This is a genomic window from Candidatus Odyssella thessalonicensis L13 (genome assembly GCF_000190415.1).
Classification (GTDB): Bacteria; Pseudomonadota; Alphaproteobacteria; order Paracaedibacterales; family Paracaedibacteraceae; genus Paracaedibacter; species Paracaedibacter thessalonicensis.
The window spans coordinates 62,276-80,291 of sequence record NZ_AEWF01000001.1 but is presented as its reverse complement, the minus strand read 5'-3'; the positions used below and the strand labels follow the sequence as shown (position 1 = coordinate 80,291).

At 42.1% G+C, this 18,016-nt stretch carries 14 protein-coding genes; 3 read left to right on the top strand and 11 right to left on the bottom strand.

Features of this window, described 5'->3' with window-relative positions:
• Positions 1–7: 7 nt before the first annotated feature.
• Positions 8–787, top strand: a complete 780-nt coding sequence (locus HMO_RS0100415; RefSeq protein ID WP_010297146.1) for a succinate dehydrogenase iron-sulfur subunit — start codon at positions 8–10, stop codon at positions 785–787.
• A gap of 52 nt (positions 788–839) precedes the next feature.
• Here the strand turns inward: HMO_RS0100415 and HMO_RS0100410 are convergent, their stop codons facing one another.
• A complete protein-coding gene (locus HMO_RS0100410) occupies positions 840–1,034 on the bottom strand; it encodes a hypothetical protein (protein WP_010297143.1) in 195 nt (64 codons plus the stop codon).
• 256 nt (positions 1,035–1,290) lie between these two features.
• Between HMO_RS0100410 and HMO_RS0100405 the strand changes: the two genes are divergently transcribed.
• Positions 1,291–2,835, top strand: a complete 1,545-nt coding sequence (locus HMO_RS0100405; protein ID WP_029448045.1) for a hypothetical protein — start codon at positions 1,291–1,293, stop codon at positions 2,833–2,835.
• Positions 2,836–2,849: 14 nt separating this feature from the next.
• Positions 2,850–3,425, top strand: a complete 576-nt coding sequence (locus HMO_RS0100400) for a hypothetical protein (RefSeq protein WP_010297137.1) — start codon at positions 2,850–2,852, stop codon at positions 3,423–3,425.
• Positions 3,426–4,195: 770 nt separating this feature from the next.
• Here the strand turns inward: HMO_RS0100400 and mce are convergent.
• The 10 genes from mce to HMO_RS0100350 all read right to left on the bottom strand — a co-directional run bounded on the left by mce (position 4,196) and on the right by HMO_RS0100350 (position 17,953).
• Positions 4,196–4,594: a methylmalonyl-CoA epimerase gene (gene mce, locus HMO_RS0100395; protein WP_010297135.1), complete on the bottom strand. Its 399-nt coding sequence runs from the start codon at positions 4,592–4,594 to the stop codon at positions 4,196–4,198.
• Positions 4,594–5,034, bottom strand: a complete 441-nt coding sequence (locus HMO_RS13295) for a dihydroneopterin aldolase (RefSeq protein WP_010297134.1) — start codon at positions 5,032–5,034, stop codon at positions 4,594–4,596. The genes mce and HMO_RS13295 overlap by 1 nt, the downstream gene beginning before the upstream one ends.
• Positions 5,034–5,780, bottom strand: a complete 747-nt coding sequence (locus tag HMO_RS0100385; protein WP_010297132.1) for an SDR family oxidoreductase — start codon at positions 5,778–5,780, stop codon at positions 5,034–5,036. The genes HMO_RS13295 and HMO_RS0100385 overlap by 1 nt, the downstream gene beginning before the upstream one ends.
• A gap of 3 nt (positions 5,781–5,783) precedes the next feature.
• Positions 5,784–7,043: a phosphopyruvate hydratase gene (gene eno, locus HMO_RS0100380; RefSeq protein ID WP_010297130.1), complete on the bottom strand. Its 1,260-nt coding sequence runs from the start codon at positions 7,041–7,043 to the stop codon at positions 5,784–5,786.
• 41 nt (positions 7,044–7,084) lie between these two features.
• The gene (locus HMO_RS13290) at positions 7,085–7,834 is read right to left on the bottom strand and encodes a GGDEF domain-containing protein (protein ID WP_052571967.1); all 750 of its coding nucleotides are present in this window, start codon (positions 7,832–7,834) and stop codon (positions 7,085–7,087) included.
• 294 nt (positions 7,835–8,128) lie between these two features.
• Complete coding sequence (locus HMO_RS0100370; protein ID WP_010297123.1) at positions 8,129–9,859, bottom strand: hypothetical protein; 1,731 nt, start codon at positions 9,857–9,859, stop codon at positions 8,129–8,131.
• Between the two features lie 144 nt (positions 9,860–10,003).
• Positions 10,004–11,761 carry an SEL1-like repeat protein gene (locus tag HMO_RS0100365; protein ID WP_010297121.1) on the bottom strand — a complete coding sequence of 586 codons (1,758 nt, stop codon included), beginning with the start codon at positions 11,759–11,761 and terminating at the stop codon, positions 10,004–10,006.
• Between the two features lie 244 nt (positions 11,762–12,005).
• Positions 12,006–13,151 (bottom strand): hypothetical protein, encoded by a 1,146-nt coding sequence (locus HMO_RS0100360; RefSeq protein WP_010297119.1) that lies wholly within the window; start codon positions 13,149–13,151, stop codon positions 12,006–12,008.
• A 123-nt stretch (positions 13,152–13,274) separates the two neighbouring features.
• On the bottom strand, positions 13,275–15,308 hold the full coding sequence (locus tag HMO_RS0100355) for an F-box protein (protein WP_010297116.1): 2,034 nt from the start codon (positions 15,306–15,308) through the stop codon (positions 13,275–13,277).
• A gap of 122 nt (positions 15,309–15,430) precedes the next feature.
• Positions 15,431–17,953, bottom strand: a complete 2,523-nt coding sequence (locus tag HMO_RS0100350; protein ID WP_139016789.1) for a hypothetical protein — start codon at positions 17,951–17,953, stop codon at positions 15,431–15,433.
• Between the last annotated feature and the right edge of the window lie 63 nt (positions 17,954–18,016).

The following is an 18,016-nucleotide window of genomic DNA, read 5'->3' as shown; positions in this document are numbered from 1 at the left end:
TTATATCATGGTTGAATTATCCCTATCTCGTCATTCTAAACCCGTTAAGGGCAAACATCATCCATGCAGCAATGGGTCAAGTAGCATACGCACTTTCCAGATTTATCGCTGGAACCCTGATGATGACCAGAATCCTCGTATTGATTCTTATGATATTGATCTAGAAGAGTGCGGACCTATGGTGCTTGATGCCCTCATTAAAATCAAAAATGAGGTCGATACAACTTTAACATTTCGCCGTTCGTGTCGCGAAGGCATCTGCGGAAGCTGTGCTATGAATATTGATGGGACCAATACGCTAGCCTGCATTAAACCCATCAGTGAGGTTAAGGGAGAAGTCAAAATTTACCCGCTCCCCCATATGAACGTGGTCAAAGACCTAGTTCCAGATCTTTCCATGGCCTATGCCCAGTATGCGTCAATCAAACCTTGGTTACAATCGGATGCTCCGGTTGGGGAAAGAGAACGTCTTCAAAGTGAAGAAGATAGAGCTAAACTGGATGGTTTGTGGGAATGCATCCTATGCTTCTCCTGTACGACCAGCTGCCCAAGCTATTGGTGGAATGGTGATAAATACCTGGGGCCTGCGGCGCTTCTACAATCTTACCGCTGGATTGCTGATAGCCGCGATGATCACACTGGCGAACGTTTAGATGCGCTCGAAGATCCCTTTAAGCTTTACCGTTGCCATACCATCATGAATTGTACAAAAACTTGCCCCAAAGGCTTAAATCCTGCAAAAGCAATCGGCGAAATTAAAAAGCAAATGGTGGAGCGTAAAGCTTAGGGCTATCTGCTTCGCTATTTTATAGCAATCAATGAGTAAAGAATGAGACTGTTTAGCGTGCGTTCCATAAAAGTGCAACACTGAGAGGGGCTATTAAATGGACGTAATGCTTAAGAGTCAAGGTAAAGAGCATAACTTTGGAATTATTAAGGTTATCAGGAAGAATCGCACATAACTCCCCGCTAAGGCGGTAAATATAGCGACTTAGTATCGACTCTTTAAGCGACCCATCATCATTAACATCCATCTAAAGCGTCTTGTTGTTATGGCTTATGCCAAGGCGCTTGGCTACCTCCACCGCCCCTTATAAGTAATTTTTAGGGCAGATAAAGTGGCGGACTCATAAAACCGCACGATTCAACATTAGGTCAAATAATTCGTCATTATTCTGTAGAAATTTTTCTATCAATTTATTATGCTAACGTCGACTTAAAGAATAAGATACTTGTAAAAAATAATTATTTATTTTCAAAATTAATATAAATTTAAGGAAAATTAGGATTATGAAAAAAGTAATGTGTTTAGGTCTGCTGATGTGTTCATTTGCCCTCCTCAGTCCATCTTGGGGCATGCACGATCAAAGCCCTTGGGAGGCCGGCCTAACACCGGCAGAAAAAGCCATTGTAAGCCGCTTTCCTACTTCCTTAAGAGTTCAGGTCATTGACTTCAATAGAAAGTGGGAAGCCCTTTGCACAGAACAAACTGAGAAGGAAAAAGCAAAATATTCTCCAAAAAAACGTAAGGGTAGGCGCAAAGGTAAGGCTAAAGATGAGCAAGAAGTTAACGTTAGAGATATAAGCTTTTTAGAAAATCCCTTTACTCAATATGTGGGTAGTATTATGAGAGAGGATTGTGAAAGCTCCTCCAGTTCTTCCTCTTCTCCGGTAAGGGCTCTTATACCGAAATATCAACATAGAAGTTTTATTATAGACGACAATTTTTTTAACCAATTCAAAAACTCTGTAGAAGAAATAACAAGACTCTTAGGAGAAAATTTTTGGACTTTAGCAGGTAGTGAATTTGATTCATTGTGCGGGAAAAACAACGCTTTTGCCTTGTACTTTAAAGCAGTCTTCTTAGATTACTTTAAATTTTTTCCCCCACACTCAACTCTTAACCATGAAGAAACTCAACCGTTTAATGAACAGCTCTTGCCCCAAGATCTTGAACAAGGGCAAGCGGATCACAACCGAATCATAAATGTAACATCTTTGCTTGAGAAAGCTAGCAACCAAAATTATGTAAGAGCAACTCATTATCTAATAGAGCATCAGTACTTTCTCAACTCTCCAAAAGATGATTTGGTTAAAAGAATTTTACTCGTTACTAGTCCTGATCTAGTTATTAAAAATTATATTCAATCTCACAGGGCAAATAAATCCTCCCAATTTGCTGACATCTATACCTTAAAAGAAAATTTATTTGAATGCCTTCCCGGTAATAGAAAAATATATGATAAAATATACCTTAACTGGTGCGAAAAATTGAGAGATAGATTATTAAACAATCAAGCAAAAGAGACTGATTCTAAAACCTTTGTACTCACCATGGCTCAATCAACCACTTTATCTATGCTTAATGTGGCACAAGGGGTTTTAGGTCTCTACATTGGCATTTCGTCCAATATGCCCACCACGGATATTAACAGCGCCTTGCAACTTTTGGCTAGAAGTACCCTCTTTGTCACTGCCTTGGGTAATCATCCTTACACCAGCAACATGCTCAAGAAAATTATCTATTTTTTTCACACTTCGCCCTATTTTTACTCAACAGAGCGCCATCTTGCTAAAAGCAAAAAGCTCTTACCCACCTTCTTAACTAACAAGGAGATTTCTATCCAAGCCCATCTTATTGCCCTTTATGGCTTGGTATGTAATTACCCTAAAATATTAACTGATGCTATAATTATCCAAGAAACTGTGAGCCTTCCATGGACCAATGCTTACCTAAAGACACTCAAAAAGCTTACAATCAATTCTTACATAGGGCAGCTTCCTGCTCTAAGCCAGGTAATCATTAATGAAGAAAAAGATAAGTTTAAATATTAGAAGTAGAGGCTTAAATGAAACGACTACGTACCTTATTATCCTTATTATACATAATATTAAGTTGTTCCTCCTCAGCCTTTGGCATGCAAGATAGGTGGGAAATTCTTGGGCCCCAGCTCCAACAAGATATTAGGCATTATGGTACAAAAGTTGATACGAATGATAATAACCAAGTTATAGAGTTATTTGATGACCTTCACGAGCCAGAAAATTGGTATGAATGGAATATGGCTGACATGGCTGCTGATCGGGGAAGATCAAGATTATTTGATGGGAAGCAAGAGGAGGCTCTTCAGTGGCTAATTTACTCAGCAAATCGTTATAACCCCGCTGCTCTTAGTACGCTTAAGGAGATGATGCATGGCTTTATAACTTTTGAGAAAACTCCGCAAGATATTGCTGAGTCTATTGAGAGAAGCTTTAATAAAATTAACCCAGGCAAAGGGTTTAGAGATATACGTGACCTCTACGCACAACATGAAAAGATATGGTATGATAAGGAAAACTTCTTTAGGCAGATTAACGATGCTGAGAAACGCATAAAATCCCAAAAACCTACCCCAATAAAGCTATTCCCCCCACAACCTTAACAGATAAGATCTCAAGACTATTTTCTCTAACGAAGTACATATTTTCTAGCTCCCCTCCTAGGGAAACTGACTCAATGGAAAGCATTTCCTCTGATCACTATTCAAGCGATGAGGAAACAAAGCTTCTGTCCCAGGAGGAAAAGAAGCATCAATAATGGGGTGATTTAGAAGATAGGTTATAGATTCCAATGATCTTCTCTATAAATTGATGATTAGATACCTCGTTAAGCAAAGTTGCTGAATAATGACACTGTTGTTTATTGGCCTTACATCTTTCCCTATACCAGCGAAACTCCACACAATCTGATGGCGTGGATTTACGCACGATTCTTCCTGATACCTTCACGCAAGCTCTTTATAGTCCCCCTATTTAGAATAAAATCATTAAAGCTTAAGTAGCGGCACAGGGACGTTGATGCTGAGCAGACAGACAGCGATGCTTCAAGCAAGCGTGATAAAATTTGCAAAACCAGCAAGACAAACATATAAGGCTGTGACATCTATCGACAGGGCTAGATCCTTTTTTGTTTTATCACTAAGAATCTAGCCACTTTTCTTATTCTAATCTTCACGAAAAATATGGCACATTTTTACTTAACAGTGGCTTTTCAATAACTTACATCAGAGTTTAAACGCAACTGGCGCTAGTTAAAAACTTAAGAGTTAACAGACACCCTGCTAGTCTAAACTGTTACCCTATCCAGCGCTCCTATTAATTTGCCTAAATTTATATAAACTCATAAGTTATAATAGAAAGCATGACTATAATTTTACTGATCCTCGAATTCCACTAAGCATCCAAAACAGTCTTTAGGATGCAGGAAAATAACTGGCTTACCATGGGCACCGATTTTGGGTTCCCCTAGTACCCGAATCCCTTGGCTTTCTAGCTTTCTATAAGCTTCAGCAACATCCTCAACTTCCACACAATAATGGTGAATTCCGCCGTGGGGATTCTTTTCTAAAAACTTGATGATAGGAGAATCAGATCCGAGCGGGTGTAACAACTCAATTTTTGTATTACCAACGTCGACAAAAACAGTGGTTACCCCATGCTCAGCTAAGTCAACCGGTGCCGTAACCGAGGCACCGAGAATATCCCGATAGAACTTTATTGCCTGACCAAGATTGGGAACCGCAATCGCAATATGATTTAAGCGTTTCAGCATCAGCTTTCTCTCTTTTCGGTAGTTGAGGACAGTTGCTCTCTCTCAATTTCTACGCCGACGCTCGCGGTATGGCTATAAACATCTAGTTTTTCCACTCGGCACCATACTTTATTTATGCGTTTGTCTTGCAAACACATCTGTGCTATTTCCTCTGCTAAGGTTTCCACTAGATGAATATGTCGGTTCTGAGTTAACTGGCTAATTGACTGAATAATATGATCATAACACACGAACTGCCCATGATAATCTTGATCATCGGGACATGCTATTTGCACCTGACATTTCAAGTTGATACGCACCCGCTGGGGAGCGAGGGCTTCAGCAGGATTAATCCCGATCAAGCAATCAAGAATTAAATCATTAATTAAAATGGACCAATTTTTCAGGTCTTTGTCAGCTTTTATATTTTGGTTCATAGACAAAAGCAAGGTGTTATTCATCAGTCGTCCTTATGAAGCGTCGGAGAGGGATGTTTCCATCCTAAGTGTTGCCCCCCATCAATAGCCAGCATTTGTCCCGTCACGGAAGGCATCTTCCAGAACATTTCTACCGCTAAAGCGATTTCTTCTGGGCTGCCTCCCCGCCCCAAAGGTGTTGCGGCACATTGTTGAGCAAATTGCACGTCAGTCTGGTTCACATTTTTAAGGGTAGGCCCTGGCCCAATTGCATTAACCCGGATAGAAGGCCCCATCGACAAAGCCAAAACTTGGGTAAGGCCCCATAACGCATATTTGCTGATAGAGTAGCTCAGATAATGGGGAGTTAAGTTCCACACCCGTTGATCAATAAGATTAACGATTAAGCCATTGCCCATTAGCCGGGCAAATTCTTGACTTAATATCAAAGGAGCCCTTAAATTGGGCTCCATGTGATAATCCCATGAATGCCGCGTTGCGGTTTCATGATGATCATACTGAAAGGTGGAGGCATTATTGACTAAAATATCAACTGCTCCAGCTTCAGCTTTGACCCGTGACATGAGTTGGCTCGTCACTGTTTCTTCCGCAAGATTGCCCTGAATCAGCCAACATTTTGAGCCTAGCGTCTCAATATCCCCCTTTAAAGTGAGGGCAGCTTCTTCAGAAGTATGATAATGGGCCACAATGTCCCACCCTCGATGGGCAAAATGGAGGGAGATAGCGCGCCCAATACGTTGAGCAGCCCCTGTTATCAGGACCGTCGCCATAAATTATTCCCCATATCGGCTCATGCCACTTAAAGCTTCCTCGATGCGCAATAATTGGTTATACTTTGCAACTCGATCCGAACGACACAAAGAGCCTGTTTTAATTTGTCCCGCATTAACGGCAACAGCTAAGTCAGCAATAGTCGCATCCTCAGTTTCCCCTGAACGATGGGAAATCACTACCTTATATCCATGGCGCCGCGCTAAGCGAATGGTTTCTAAGGTTTCGCTAAGTGTTCCTATCTGATTAACTTTGATCAAAATAGCATTCGCCGCAGATTTTACGATGCCTTGGCGTAATCGCTCGACATTTGTTACAAATAGGTCATCACCAACGAGTTGAACTTTATCCCCTAAAGCTTGAGTTAGTTGGCGCCAACCTTCCCAATCGTCTTCGGCTAAACCATCTTCAATGGAAATGATCGGATAATCTTGGACAAGACTTTTATAGTACTCAACCATTGCGCCGGCATCCAAGGTTTGCCCTTCTCCCTTTAGATCATAAAGGCCAGCCTCATAAAATTCGGTGGCAGCCACATCTAAAGCCAAAGCAATATCACGGCTGGCCTCATACCCGGCTTCTTTAATGGCCAACATAATAAAATCGAGGGCTTCACGCGAACTTCCAAGGTTAGGAGCGAAACCGCCCTCATCTCCTACATTTGTCGACTGGCCAGCTTTCTTTAATAAAGTTTTAAGATGATGGAAGATTTCAGCCCCCATTTGAATAGCATGAGCAATGGAGGTAGCGCCCACCGGCACAATCATGAATTCTTGGATATCGACGAGGTTGTCCGCATGGGCACCTCCATTTAAAATATTCATCATCGGCACGGGCATCACATAAGCATCCGCTCCCCCAATATACGTATACAAGGGCTGCCCCATACTTTGAGCTGCTGCTTTTGCTGTGGCTAGACTAACCCCCAGAATAGCATTGGCGCCTAACCGCGACTTATTGGGGGTTCCATCCAAAGTGATCATTGCCTGGTCAATACGCCGTTGCTCAAGTGCATTCATTCCTTGCAGCGCCGGAAAAATTTCTTGTTCAAGCGCGGTAATGGCGTTTTTCACCCCTTTGCCCAAATAACGACTTTTGTCACCATCTCTTAGTTCAACAGCTTCATGGCTGCCTGTAGAAGCACCCGACGGCACAGCGGCTCGCCCCATGGATCCATCGGTTAAAATCACATCAACTTCGACAGTGGGATTACCACGCGAATCCAGAATCTCGCGACCGATAATATTTTTTATAAATGTCATAGAATGCCTTAAAATAAATTGTTTACCAAATTACCTTTACTTTAAATAGCCAAGCTTTCAAAAGCAACTTGATAAGAGTTTTTGCCTGCCTGTTTGGCGGCATACATTGCCTGATCAGCACGATAAATCAGCTGAGCATAAGTGGTGCCATCGCCAGGATAAGACGCAACGCCCAAACTGAGCTGAACATCAATTGCACGCTCGTCAATATGGTAAGGCAAACGACTTGACGCCAATAACCGCTCCATAACGCGATCGATGGCAACGCTATCATGGGCCGAGACCAGGGCCACAAACTCATCACCACCATAACGAGCCACAATATCCCCTTCTCGCAGACTCTGATTAATTCTTTGCGCTATTACTTTTAGCACCGAATCCCCAAAATCATGGCCGTAAGTATCATTAATGGATTTAAAATCATCAACATCAATAAAGATAAGATAAAATTGGTGCTGGCGTTCATCGATTAAGGATTCGACTACCGCTTCAAAGAATTGGCGGTTGGGTAAGCCGGTCAAGGAATCATTGAAGGCCAGATAGCCTAAGCCCCGGGCTTGGCTTTGAGCATAATATTCGCGTTTGCGGATTAAATTCTCAAGACGAATGATTTCTTTTTCGAGAAAGAATAGATTTTGTGACAATTTATAATCTTGGGGATTTAGGTTGAGGGAAAGAAGACTTCGTGTAGTTTTCTTAATAGATTTTAATGATGATAATAATTGATTAGAAATTTTATTAGATGAATGTTGCATCTCAATTTCGGGGACAATATTTAGGATTTTCCGCATTATTCTCTTTCCCTTTGAAAATAAACGTTTTTTATCAGATTCCAGACCATTGAGATCCAAAGTTTCCTCCCTAAAGCATCGCTTTCTGCCCAGACCATACCGGTTTTAAAGGTCATCTGTAAAGATGATTTTTTAGCATCCAAACATTGATTATAGACCTACTTTTTTAATCTGTGAATCTTAGGGCCCCTAAACCTTAAAAGGTTAACAAACTATTAAAATAAACCTAAAAAAACAGAATAATTTTATAGGGTTAGCTTTTTAAGATATTTATGCGTTGAAGAAAAATTCTATCTAACTGTGACTTCCTATTTGTGAGCCATTGCTAAAAGGATCTAACCGTACCAGCAAGGTATTATAGAACATAAAAAACCAGCGCAACGTTATGGCCTGCTTAGGGTCATATTCAAGCATAAAGTCCAGCATGTTCTTTTGAGCTGTTATTCCTGCGATTTTTGCTTTGCGAAGAGTACCAATTGGATCTGAAGGCACAAGTACGTCTTCCTTTTCTTGGCGATAGAAAACTTCTACACTGCAGTGATACCATTTCAACGCATCAGCTTCCCACAATTTTGTATGTTCCCTTATATAGGCCATGCCACTCTGACGAGTGAAATTAACCCAGATATAATCTTTTTCAATTGCAGCGAAAAAAGCGGAGCGAAGTAGACGTTCTTTGCTATACTTATGTCCTTTCTCAGCAAGCCTTTCAAGATAGCTGCGCAGATTATCGATATTCAATCCATACTCTCCTCTGAAAAATCCTGCTATAATCCACTCAACAGCTTCTTCGGCCAAGAGATCTCCTTTAAGAGCTTGTTCTTCAATTTGATCTCTTACAGTTTGATCAGACAAGTCTAAATTCCATAAGAGTAAAAGCTTCTCTAATCTTTTCTTAGCATCTTCATCCCCCTTGGCTACCCGTTCCTCAAAATACTTTCTTCGTGCAGAGCGTGAAAGACCAAAACTTAACTGAGCATCACTCTGATAACATTCTACAGCATCATTAAGCCTTACTTGGGCCTGCTGATTACCTGCAGCAGCTTCTTGCTCTAAGTAAGCTCTTGCTGTCTCTCTGTTAAAGTCTAACTTCAGATAAAAGGCCGCCTCAATCAGCATTTTTTGTGCATGCTGATCGCCTTGGGCAATACGCTGCTCTAAGTAGAGTCGACCTCTTTCATCTCTAAAACTAGGCCACCAGTATTGTCCGTTTGCTGCTTTATTGAGCTGCTTTTGAGCATGCCTATCCCCACCAGCACTTCTGTGCTCCAGATATTCCTTAGCGGTTTTCTCAGTAAACCCGCATCTTAACCAACTCGCTGCTAAACTAAGAGATTTCTGCGCCTTACGGTTCCCCTTATCGATAAGCGCTTCAAGATATGCTCTCGCCTTATGATCAGGCAAATCCCAAATGGTTCGCTTATAAAATTCTTCTAGATCGGCTTGACCACCCTCGTGCCTAAAAGTTTTATAATACTGCCACTGCCAGATTTTCCTTATTCTCTCAAGCTTACGACTACCTTCCTCGATTTCTTCGAAAAATTGCTCTTTTAGATTAGGATTCTGCATTTTATGGAGATATCGCTTAAGTTTTGCGACTATAGGGTCAGTAAAAGTTGCCTTTAGAATCCAATCATATTGACTAGGCATCACGGTTATGAGCAGCGGATTTTGAACCTGTTGATCAATCTTTGTTAGAAATAAAACCAATCGGTAGAGAGACTTAAGATCGGAATTGGGAAGATTACAGCCTTCATAGTTAAGCTTAAAATGCGGCTGCCAGAAAAAATCGTCACGGAAAAAGGGATGGGTCGCCGCGAGAGATGTTTGCTCCCTCAGCGGTAAATAAAGAAAAATATTACCCCATACTTCACAAGGCAATTGATCCAGCGGATGACCATAAGTAATCTCTTGATTATCAATAATATTTCTCTCAGGTAAGTGTGAAGGAACTAAGGAATGAGCCTCTATTCCATGGCAAAAACTTGACAAAGATAAAGCCATTATAAATTGCTTACAAGCCATTACTATCCTCCCCTAAGCTGTCTATGAGTGATTAATTATTTTGATAGGAAAACAGAAATAATTGGTAACTGTTACTGTTAAGATTCTCTTATCTAAGCCAGCATTTCACAAGCATTCCTCATAAAAGTTAACAACTGAAAGGCTTTACTTGCCTACTCCGCCAACTACTCGCTCTAAATGCCTTTTGGAGGCTTTGTTTTCTGCCTTAAAATCTAAATCAGATTGACCGCTCAAGGCCTGGTGGAACATTAGCAGCCATCGTAAAATAATAGTTTGGGCGGGATCCCGCGCTAACATGAGATTCAGGATTTCTGAAGGGACTTCCATCTTGCAAAATTTAACAATATCGAAAAATGAGGCTCTATTAGTAAAAGCTAGCTTTTTTATTGCATCGCAATCACCTATCTTACAGCGACCTTGCAAATAAGCCCCCCCCTCTTGGCTCGAAAATCCTAAGTTAGCATTTAAGGCGGCTCCATTAAGCCATTTTTGCGCATCATCATTGCCCTTACTGGCCCAACTTTCAAGATGGGTACGAGGCGCATCGGTTTTAGCACCAAACATGCCGAAATAATAAGCGTCAAGATTAAGTCTTTTAAGAGCATCCAGGTCACCTTGCTTTGCTCGCTCCTGTAAATAGTCTTTACCTGTCTTTGAGGTAAAACCTAAACTGCAGCGATAAGCTGCTTCATTTAGTTGCTCCTGGGCATGCTGATCCCCCTTTGCCGCCTGAGTTACTAAATATTTTCGCCCTGTAACCTTAGTAAACCCTAAGTCCTTAGCAAAGGCGGCCTTATTTAGATAAATTTGCGCATCTCGACTCCCGTTGCTTGCAGCTGCCATTAAATAGTGCCGACCTGTCTCTTTGTCAAAGCCTAACTCGGCGCGACAAGCAGCCCGATTAAGCCTTTGTTGAGCATTTTCATCTCCCAGAGCGGCGCGTTTCATTAAATACCGTCGTCCTGTAGCACTGGTGAATCCTAAAAGCTCCTCGGATGCCCCCAAATTTAAATACTGCTGCGCGTCTACATCCCCTTGAAAGGCTCGCTTCTCTAAGTAGCGGCGGCTGGCGGCTATTTTGAATCCAAAAAAGCCACGATAAATGGCCTCATTGAGATGATTTTGCGCATCTACGTCTCCTAAATCTGCGCGTAACTTTAAATATTCTCGCCCGCTTGCCTCAGTAAACCCTAAATCTTCATTATGGGCAGCGTGATTAAGTCGCTTTTGGGCATCCCTATCTCCACGTTCAACCCGGAATTCTAAATATCTTCTTGCACTTTTATCTGTAAATCCTAAATCTTTAAAAAATGCTGCCTCGTTAAGCCTTTGTCGACACTCTTCATCCCCTTCAGCAGCAAAAGTTTTATAATAAATTCGCCTAAGATAAGTATGAGTTAACTGAGGGTTTTCCTTATATTTTTCCCAAATTCTCTCAATCTTGTGTCGGGCATGATTTAAGCACTTTAAATACCTTTTAAGCTGACCCGCTGAGTCTTCCTTAAAGGCCAGTTCAATCATCCAAGCATAACTTTCAGGAATCGAGCGATCCTGGAGATACTTCCCCAATTGTTTTTGAAAACGCTGCACAATTAACTGGTAATGGTAAAAAGATTGAATCTGATTTAGAGAGAAATCACCTTTAAAGAATTGAGTTTCGCACCTCTTGATCCAGAAAAAATTATCCCGGAAGTAAGGATGCACAGCAGTTAGTTTTGATTGTTCATGAGGAGGAAGATACCCCATAACCGCCTCCCAGATTTCGGTAGGGAGTATTTGGTGAGGCTGTTCCATAAGGGGAGCACTCTCTAAACCGTGTGGCTGATCAGTAAACCTAAGAGTATCTTCCGCCCTACCCCATGACATAAATAAAGAAAGTGTAGCTAACTGGATCAACTTCATTATGGATCACCTCATTTTATCTTGGGGGCCACTCGGCACATTTATAAGCAAGCCATCTATACTTTACCTTATATTTATCTTATCAAGTTTTATTGGCAGACAATGCTTTTATGAGAAAAGTTAACAATACACTAACTATTAGAATTTAAGTATAATACCCCCATATTATTGATAACAAATAAGAAATAGGCCCTGCGTCTTATGGAGCAGAGCCTCGATAGGGATTGAAAATGTAGTGGTGTTTTTACTTTAAAAGATTTTTGTCCATAACTTGCTTATACTCATCCAGTTGAGCCTGCAACAGTGCTATCTCCTGATCTTTTTGAGCAATTAATGCTTCAGCCTCGTCTTTGCCTTTAACGGATTGGGTATACTTTTCCAGCAAATCGATCACTATCTCAGGATGAGATTGTTGGAAATTTACCTGACTTATCGGATTATCGACAACAAATTTTCTCGCCTTCTCTCCCCAGATATTCTGTAAAAGCCGCTCGTCTTCTGCTTCAAGATTAGGAAGATTGAGAAGAGCTAAAGTTGCTTGCCTTATTGCGGCCTCGCGAGGATAACCTTTGATTAAGTACAAGCGAGCAACTTTTCTCTGCAACAAGTGATCTTTCGGATAGCGCGCAAGAATCTCTATATACAATATATTGGGTATATAGTCATCTTCTCCATAGGCGGCCTCAAACCTTTGTGCTAACGCATAAAGAAGCTCACCGGCTGAGGTGGGCGTCATCTGCTCTATCTTTCCGAGAAGATCTTGAAGCAGCTCCTTAGCAAGCTGCTCTTTAAGAGTAAGAGCCTCCTCCGCATCCCCGCCACCCCTAACTGGATATTCCTTATCCACTTCCTCAAAAAACTTTTCAACAAATCCTGCGAAGTGGGCTCTTATAAAAGGAATATCTCTTTGCATAAATTCACATAACTCGCCCGCCATTTGTAAAGGCAAAGCTACACCCTTATCAATAATTTGTAAGATCTTCTGAAATTTATCATTATCAATATTATGATTGACAACTAATTGACACGGATAAGAGCTGGCAATATCGACTAACTCTAACTCCTTTAAACTCTCTCTCATCAATCCGTCAGGCGTATCCATTGTAAAGTAGCTATTAAAACCTAACAAAAGCTGATAGGTATCTCTCCCATCGTTGCCCAACTCAATGACCATCTTATAGTCGTCATTGCTTACGAGAGTGTAAGCGACATTTTCTTGGTAGTTTTCTGTGTAGGAGTTATGCCGATAGGTTGATCTTTGCCAATGATACCTCGCAAACTGATCAGTTAAAACCTCTTCAGAAGGCTGCTCTATGGAAACCATTTCCATTCCATAAGATGGTAAGGAGACGGTGGACATTATACTTAAAAGACGCAAAATCTTCTTCATGAAAACAACCCTTAGTAATTATTATTTTTTTATGGTATTTACTTCTCTTTGAACAAAATAATAAGACAATAATAATTCAAGATTAATCATTTTAAGCATCTAAAAGCTAAATATTAAAAATATTTAAATAAAATTATTTTGGGGATAATTTCCTCCTAGCAGCGCATTATAAAGCTCAAAACTCCAGCGCAATATGATGGCTTGTTCAGGATCATAATGCAGCAAAAACTCAATCATTTGCTGTTGAGCGTCTAAGCCGCTAACCTTAGCTTTTTGCAGGACAGCTGCAGCATTCGTTAAATGAGGTAATTGGTAATCAGGATTATCAACATACTCCCTAAAGTATTTTAAGGCATTACCATCCCACTTCATGACACGCGAGGATAGGTATGAATAGCCACTTTCTTCAGTAAATCCAAGCCACAACCTTGTAGCTGCACAATTTAAATAGTTCTGTGCCGCTTGATCGCCGGCAGCAGCGCAGCCTTCAACATATGCTCGGGTTGTTTCTGGGCCAGGATTTGGCCCGCCTCTTAAGTGAAGTAAGTATCTCACCCTTTCTTCTTCTACCTGACCACTTGTAAGATCCCACTCCGTCTCCTTTCTCCAATATTCGGCCCCTTGGTTGCCTTTTTTAAACAGTTCTACAAAGTAAGCTTTACCACTGTCTGCTGTAAACCCTAGCTCAAGCTTATAAGCTGCTCGACTAAGTATCTGCTGAGCATTCTCATCGCCACTGGCAGCGCGCTTGTCTAGGTAAGCGCGTGCCGTTGCTGGAGTAAATCCCAACTGTAATACCTCTGCTACGTTATTCAAAAAACGCTGAGCATCTTCATCACCGATGGCGGCTCGCTCCTCTAAGTAAGTGCGTGCCGTTGCTGGAGTAAATCCCAACTTTAATTCGCATGCGGCTTCCCTAAGACGCGCTTGCGCTGACTTATCTCCTTTAACGGTTTGCACTTCTAAATAAGTACGAGCCGTTGCTGATGTAAAACCAAGATCGAGACCAGCCGCAGCCCGGCTAAGCCAGTATTCAGCCTGCTCATTACCTTGCGCCACTTGTTCTTCTAGATAAGCTCGTCCAGTTTCTAGGGTAAAACCTAATTCTTGCCTGTAAGCAGCTTGCGCCAGCGCATACTGAGCATCTTGATCTCCTTTAGCGGCTTGCTTCTGTAGATAAGCTAGTCCGCTATCCTGCGTAAATCCTAATGTTTGTGAAGCAGCCGCATTAATAAGCTCCGATTGCGCATATTGATCGCCTTTGCCAGCTCGTTCTTGCAAATAAGAGAGACCATTTTGCTCTGTAAAACCTAACTTTTGATCGCAAGCGGCTTGGGCCAGCAAATATTGAACCACCGCATTTCCATTGGCTAATTGATCCTCCAAAAATGATCTCACGCTCCTCTCTTCAAGATGGTACCGCTCAGGATTATGCATAACCGAAGCTAACATTAATTGGATCTCGGCGTTATCTTCATTAATCCATGCTTCAGGAAAGTTAGTAACGCTAACCATATCAATAAATTTGTGGTAACTAGGATTGTAGGCGCATTGAGAAAAAAGCTGCTCACGGCATTCCTTGTCTCCTTGAGCTGAAAAAATTTTATAGTATGCGCATTCCAGGCGCGTGTCCCGCTCTTCTTGATCCCATGATTGACTATAGTTCTCAAAAATTTCTTGGATTTCTGCTTTGGCCGCTATCAACCCTTTCATATACCGCGTTAACTTTTCCGCTCTCGCGTCTGTAAAAGTTTCCTGAATCATCCAGTCATAGGTTTCAGGTTTGATAGTGATCGCTAATGGATCTCGAAACTGTGCATCAAATTTAAGGGCCAGTAACACATAACGACAAAGGGACGTAATGCCCTGTGTTGGCACCTCAAAGGTAGGAAAGTGAAGCTTAAAACGCCGCATCCAGAAAAAGTCATCGCGGAAATAAGAATGGGTCGCCGCTAACCTTGACTGATCTACCAACGGTAGATAGTCGAGGATTGCTTCCCAGATTTCGCAAGGGAGCAAATCCTCGGGATGACTGAGCAGCCTAGGACTTACAGATGAAGCGGGCTTATCAATAGACGCAGAGCAATCCGCAGCCCCCAAGTCAAGACCATAAGTAAAGGTGCTTAAAAGCAAAAGTGATGCTAGCTGTTGAACCATCCTCAATTATCTCCTAAGTAGATCACAATTATTTCTCTACTTTCAGCCTAGCACCGTTTTTTACTTAACTCTTAAATGGAATGATTTATTAACATTCTTCCGAAGATTTAAAGAAAACGATATTATATGTAGACTAATTCACCACTGAAGTCACTTCGCCCCAGCAGCACATTATAGAGGGCAAAGCCCCACCGCAAGGCAATTGCTTTCTCAAGGTCATAATAGAATATAGAAGTAAGGAGCTGATTTTGATCGCTTAAGGTACCCATCTTTGCTTTTTGAAGCAAGGCTAGCGAATCATTGAAGGCAGACAACTTATCGATTTTAAATTCTTTGTCCTCTGCCAACCGTATGAGTTTAGTAAGAGCATGCAAGTCCCCCACCTTTATTCTATCCTGTAGATATCGGCATCCGTCCTTCTTGGTAAAAATTAATTTATTCCCCCAATAGGCGGCATTATTAAGTTTCTCCTGTGCCGCCCGATCGCCCATCTTAGATCGATGCGTGAAATATGCTCTTGCAGTTTCTTGGGTAAATCCAAGTTCCAACCAGTAAGCAGCTCGATAGAGCCAACTTTGAACAGCTTGGTCTCCGGTCTCTGCCCTATGCATCAGATAAGCTCGCCCCGTTTCTTGGGTGAATCCAAGACTCTGATCATGAGCAGCCTGATTGAGCCAACTTTGTGCACCTTGATCCCCCATCTCTGCTCTCTGCATCAGATAAGCTCGCGCTGTTGCTTGGGTGAATCCAAGCCTCAGTTTAAGAGCGGCCAGATTGAGCCGCTGTTGTGCATCTGTATCTCCGGTCTCTGCCCTGTGCATCAGATAAGCTCGACCTGTTGCTTGAGTGAATCCGAAACTCGGCATAAAAGCGGCCAGATTGAGCCGCTGTTGTGCATCTGTATCTCCGGTCTCTGCCCTGTGCATCAGATAAGCTCGACCTGTTGCTTCTGTAAATCCTAAATGACCACTATCTGCCCCCCAATTAAGCTGATTTTGAGCGTTATGATCTCCCATTTGAGCACGACTCTCGAGATAAGCTCGACCTGTTTCGTTTGTAAAACCTAAATGCCCGCTATATGCCCCCCAATTAAGCCGATTTTGTGCGCCCCTTTCTCCCATTTGAGCACGACTCTCGAGATAAGCTCGACCTGTTTCGTTTGTAAAACCTAACTCTAGGCAAGCGGCAGCGTTATTAAGCCAGTCTTGTGCGTCCCTGTCTCCCATTTGAGCACGACTCTCGAGATAAGCTCGACCCGTTGCTTCTGTAAATCCCAGCTGCAATTCATAGGCTGCCCGATTAAGGTCCGCCTGCGCCTGCTGATCTCCCCGCTCTGCTTTAATTATGCGCGCGATTCTGTTCATTTCCTGATCATCACTATATAATTCGCTTACATGATCGACCACCCACTCTCGCGCCGCCTCATCCCCTAAATTAACTCTCCGCATTAAATAATCTTTAGCGGTCTCTACCGTAAATCCCAACTGTAAATAGGAAGCGGCCTTGGCCATACACTCTTGAGCATGATAGTCCGCTTTTTCAATTCTACTCATTAGGTAAGCTCTTGCTGTGTCTTCAGTAAAATCAAGCCTTAATTTGTAGGCCGCCTCATTTAGATACCGCTGCGCTTCTGGGTCTCCCATTTCCGCTTGAGATTCAAGATAGGCTCTGCCGGTGATCTCAGTAAAGTCTAGCTGTAAAGAATAAGCAGCATGGTTAAGATATCGCTGAGCCTGCCGATCTCCTAATCGCGCTTGCTCTTCAAGGTAATCCCTTATAATAATTCTTGCTTCAGCTGCATTCTCGGGCGGGGATGCAGAATGTCTTAAATAATTATATAAACTGTTCGCCTTTTCATCGCCACTTTGGGCTCTTTCTTCTAGATAATACAATCCTTTTGTCCATGAAGAATTTAACGGCACATAATAATTTTGAGCACGCAAAATATGTTGTGCCTTTTTATTTCCTTGGCTCGCAAGCTCTTCTAAGAACTGACGTCTTTCTCCTTCATTGAAACCAAGCCTGGAATAATTACTTGCATCCTTAAATTTTTCTAGAAGATATTGATTGCCTTGGATATGAGCGATCTCATATTCTACCCTCTTGAATTGTCCTTCCAGCTCCTTTTTGAGGGCGCTGGGTTCTAGGGCATATTCTTTACGAATCATGGCGACCCTTTGAGAGGATTTTGTCATTTCCTCCATATACCGCGTCAACTTTTCCGCTCTTGCGTCTATAAAAGTTGCCCTGGTCATCCAGCCATAGGTCTCAGGATTGATAGTGATCGCTAAGGGATCTTGAAACTGTGCATCAAATTTAAGGGCCAGTAACACATAACGGCAAAGGGACGTAATGCCCTCAGTTGGCACCTCAAAGGTTGGAAAGTGAAGCTTAAAACGACGTGTCCAGAAAAAGTCGTCACGGAAATAGGAATGGGTCGCCGCTAGACTTGACTGCCCCCCCAAGGGTAAAGAGTCGAAAATCGCTTCCCAGACTTCGCAAGGAAGCAAATCTTCGGGATGACATGCTTCAACGGAGTGATAATTAGCCTCGACAGTCTGATACCAAGACGGGCTCTCGCCTGCGTCACTATAACCATACCACCCTAAAAGCAACCATAGCGTTGTTAGTTTAAGCTGCATCATTTTCCCTTTTCTCCCACCGTTTTTTTAAAGATCGGCAGGCTAAGTTAGAATCTGATTTAAGCT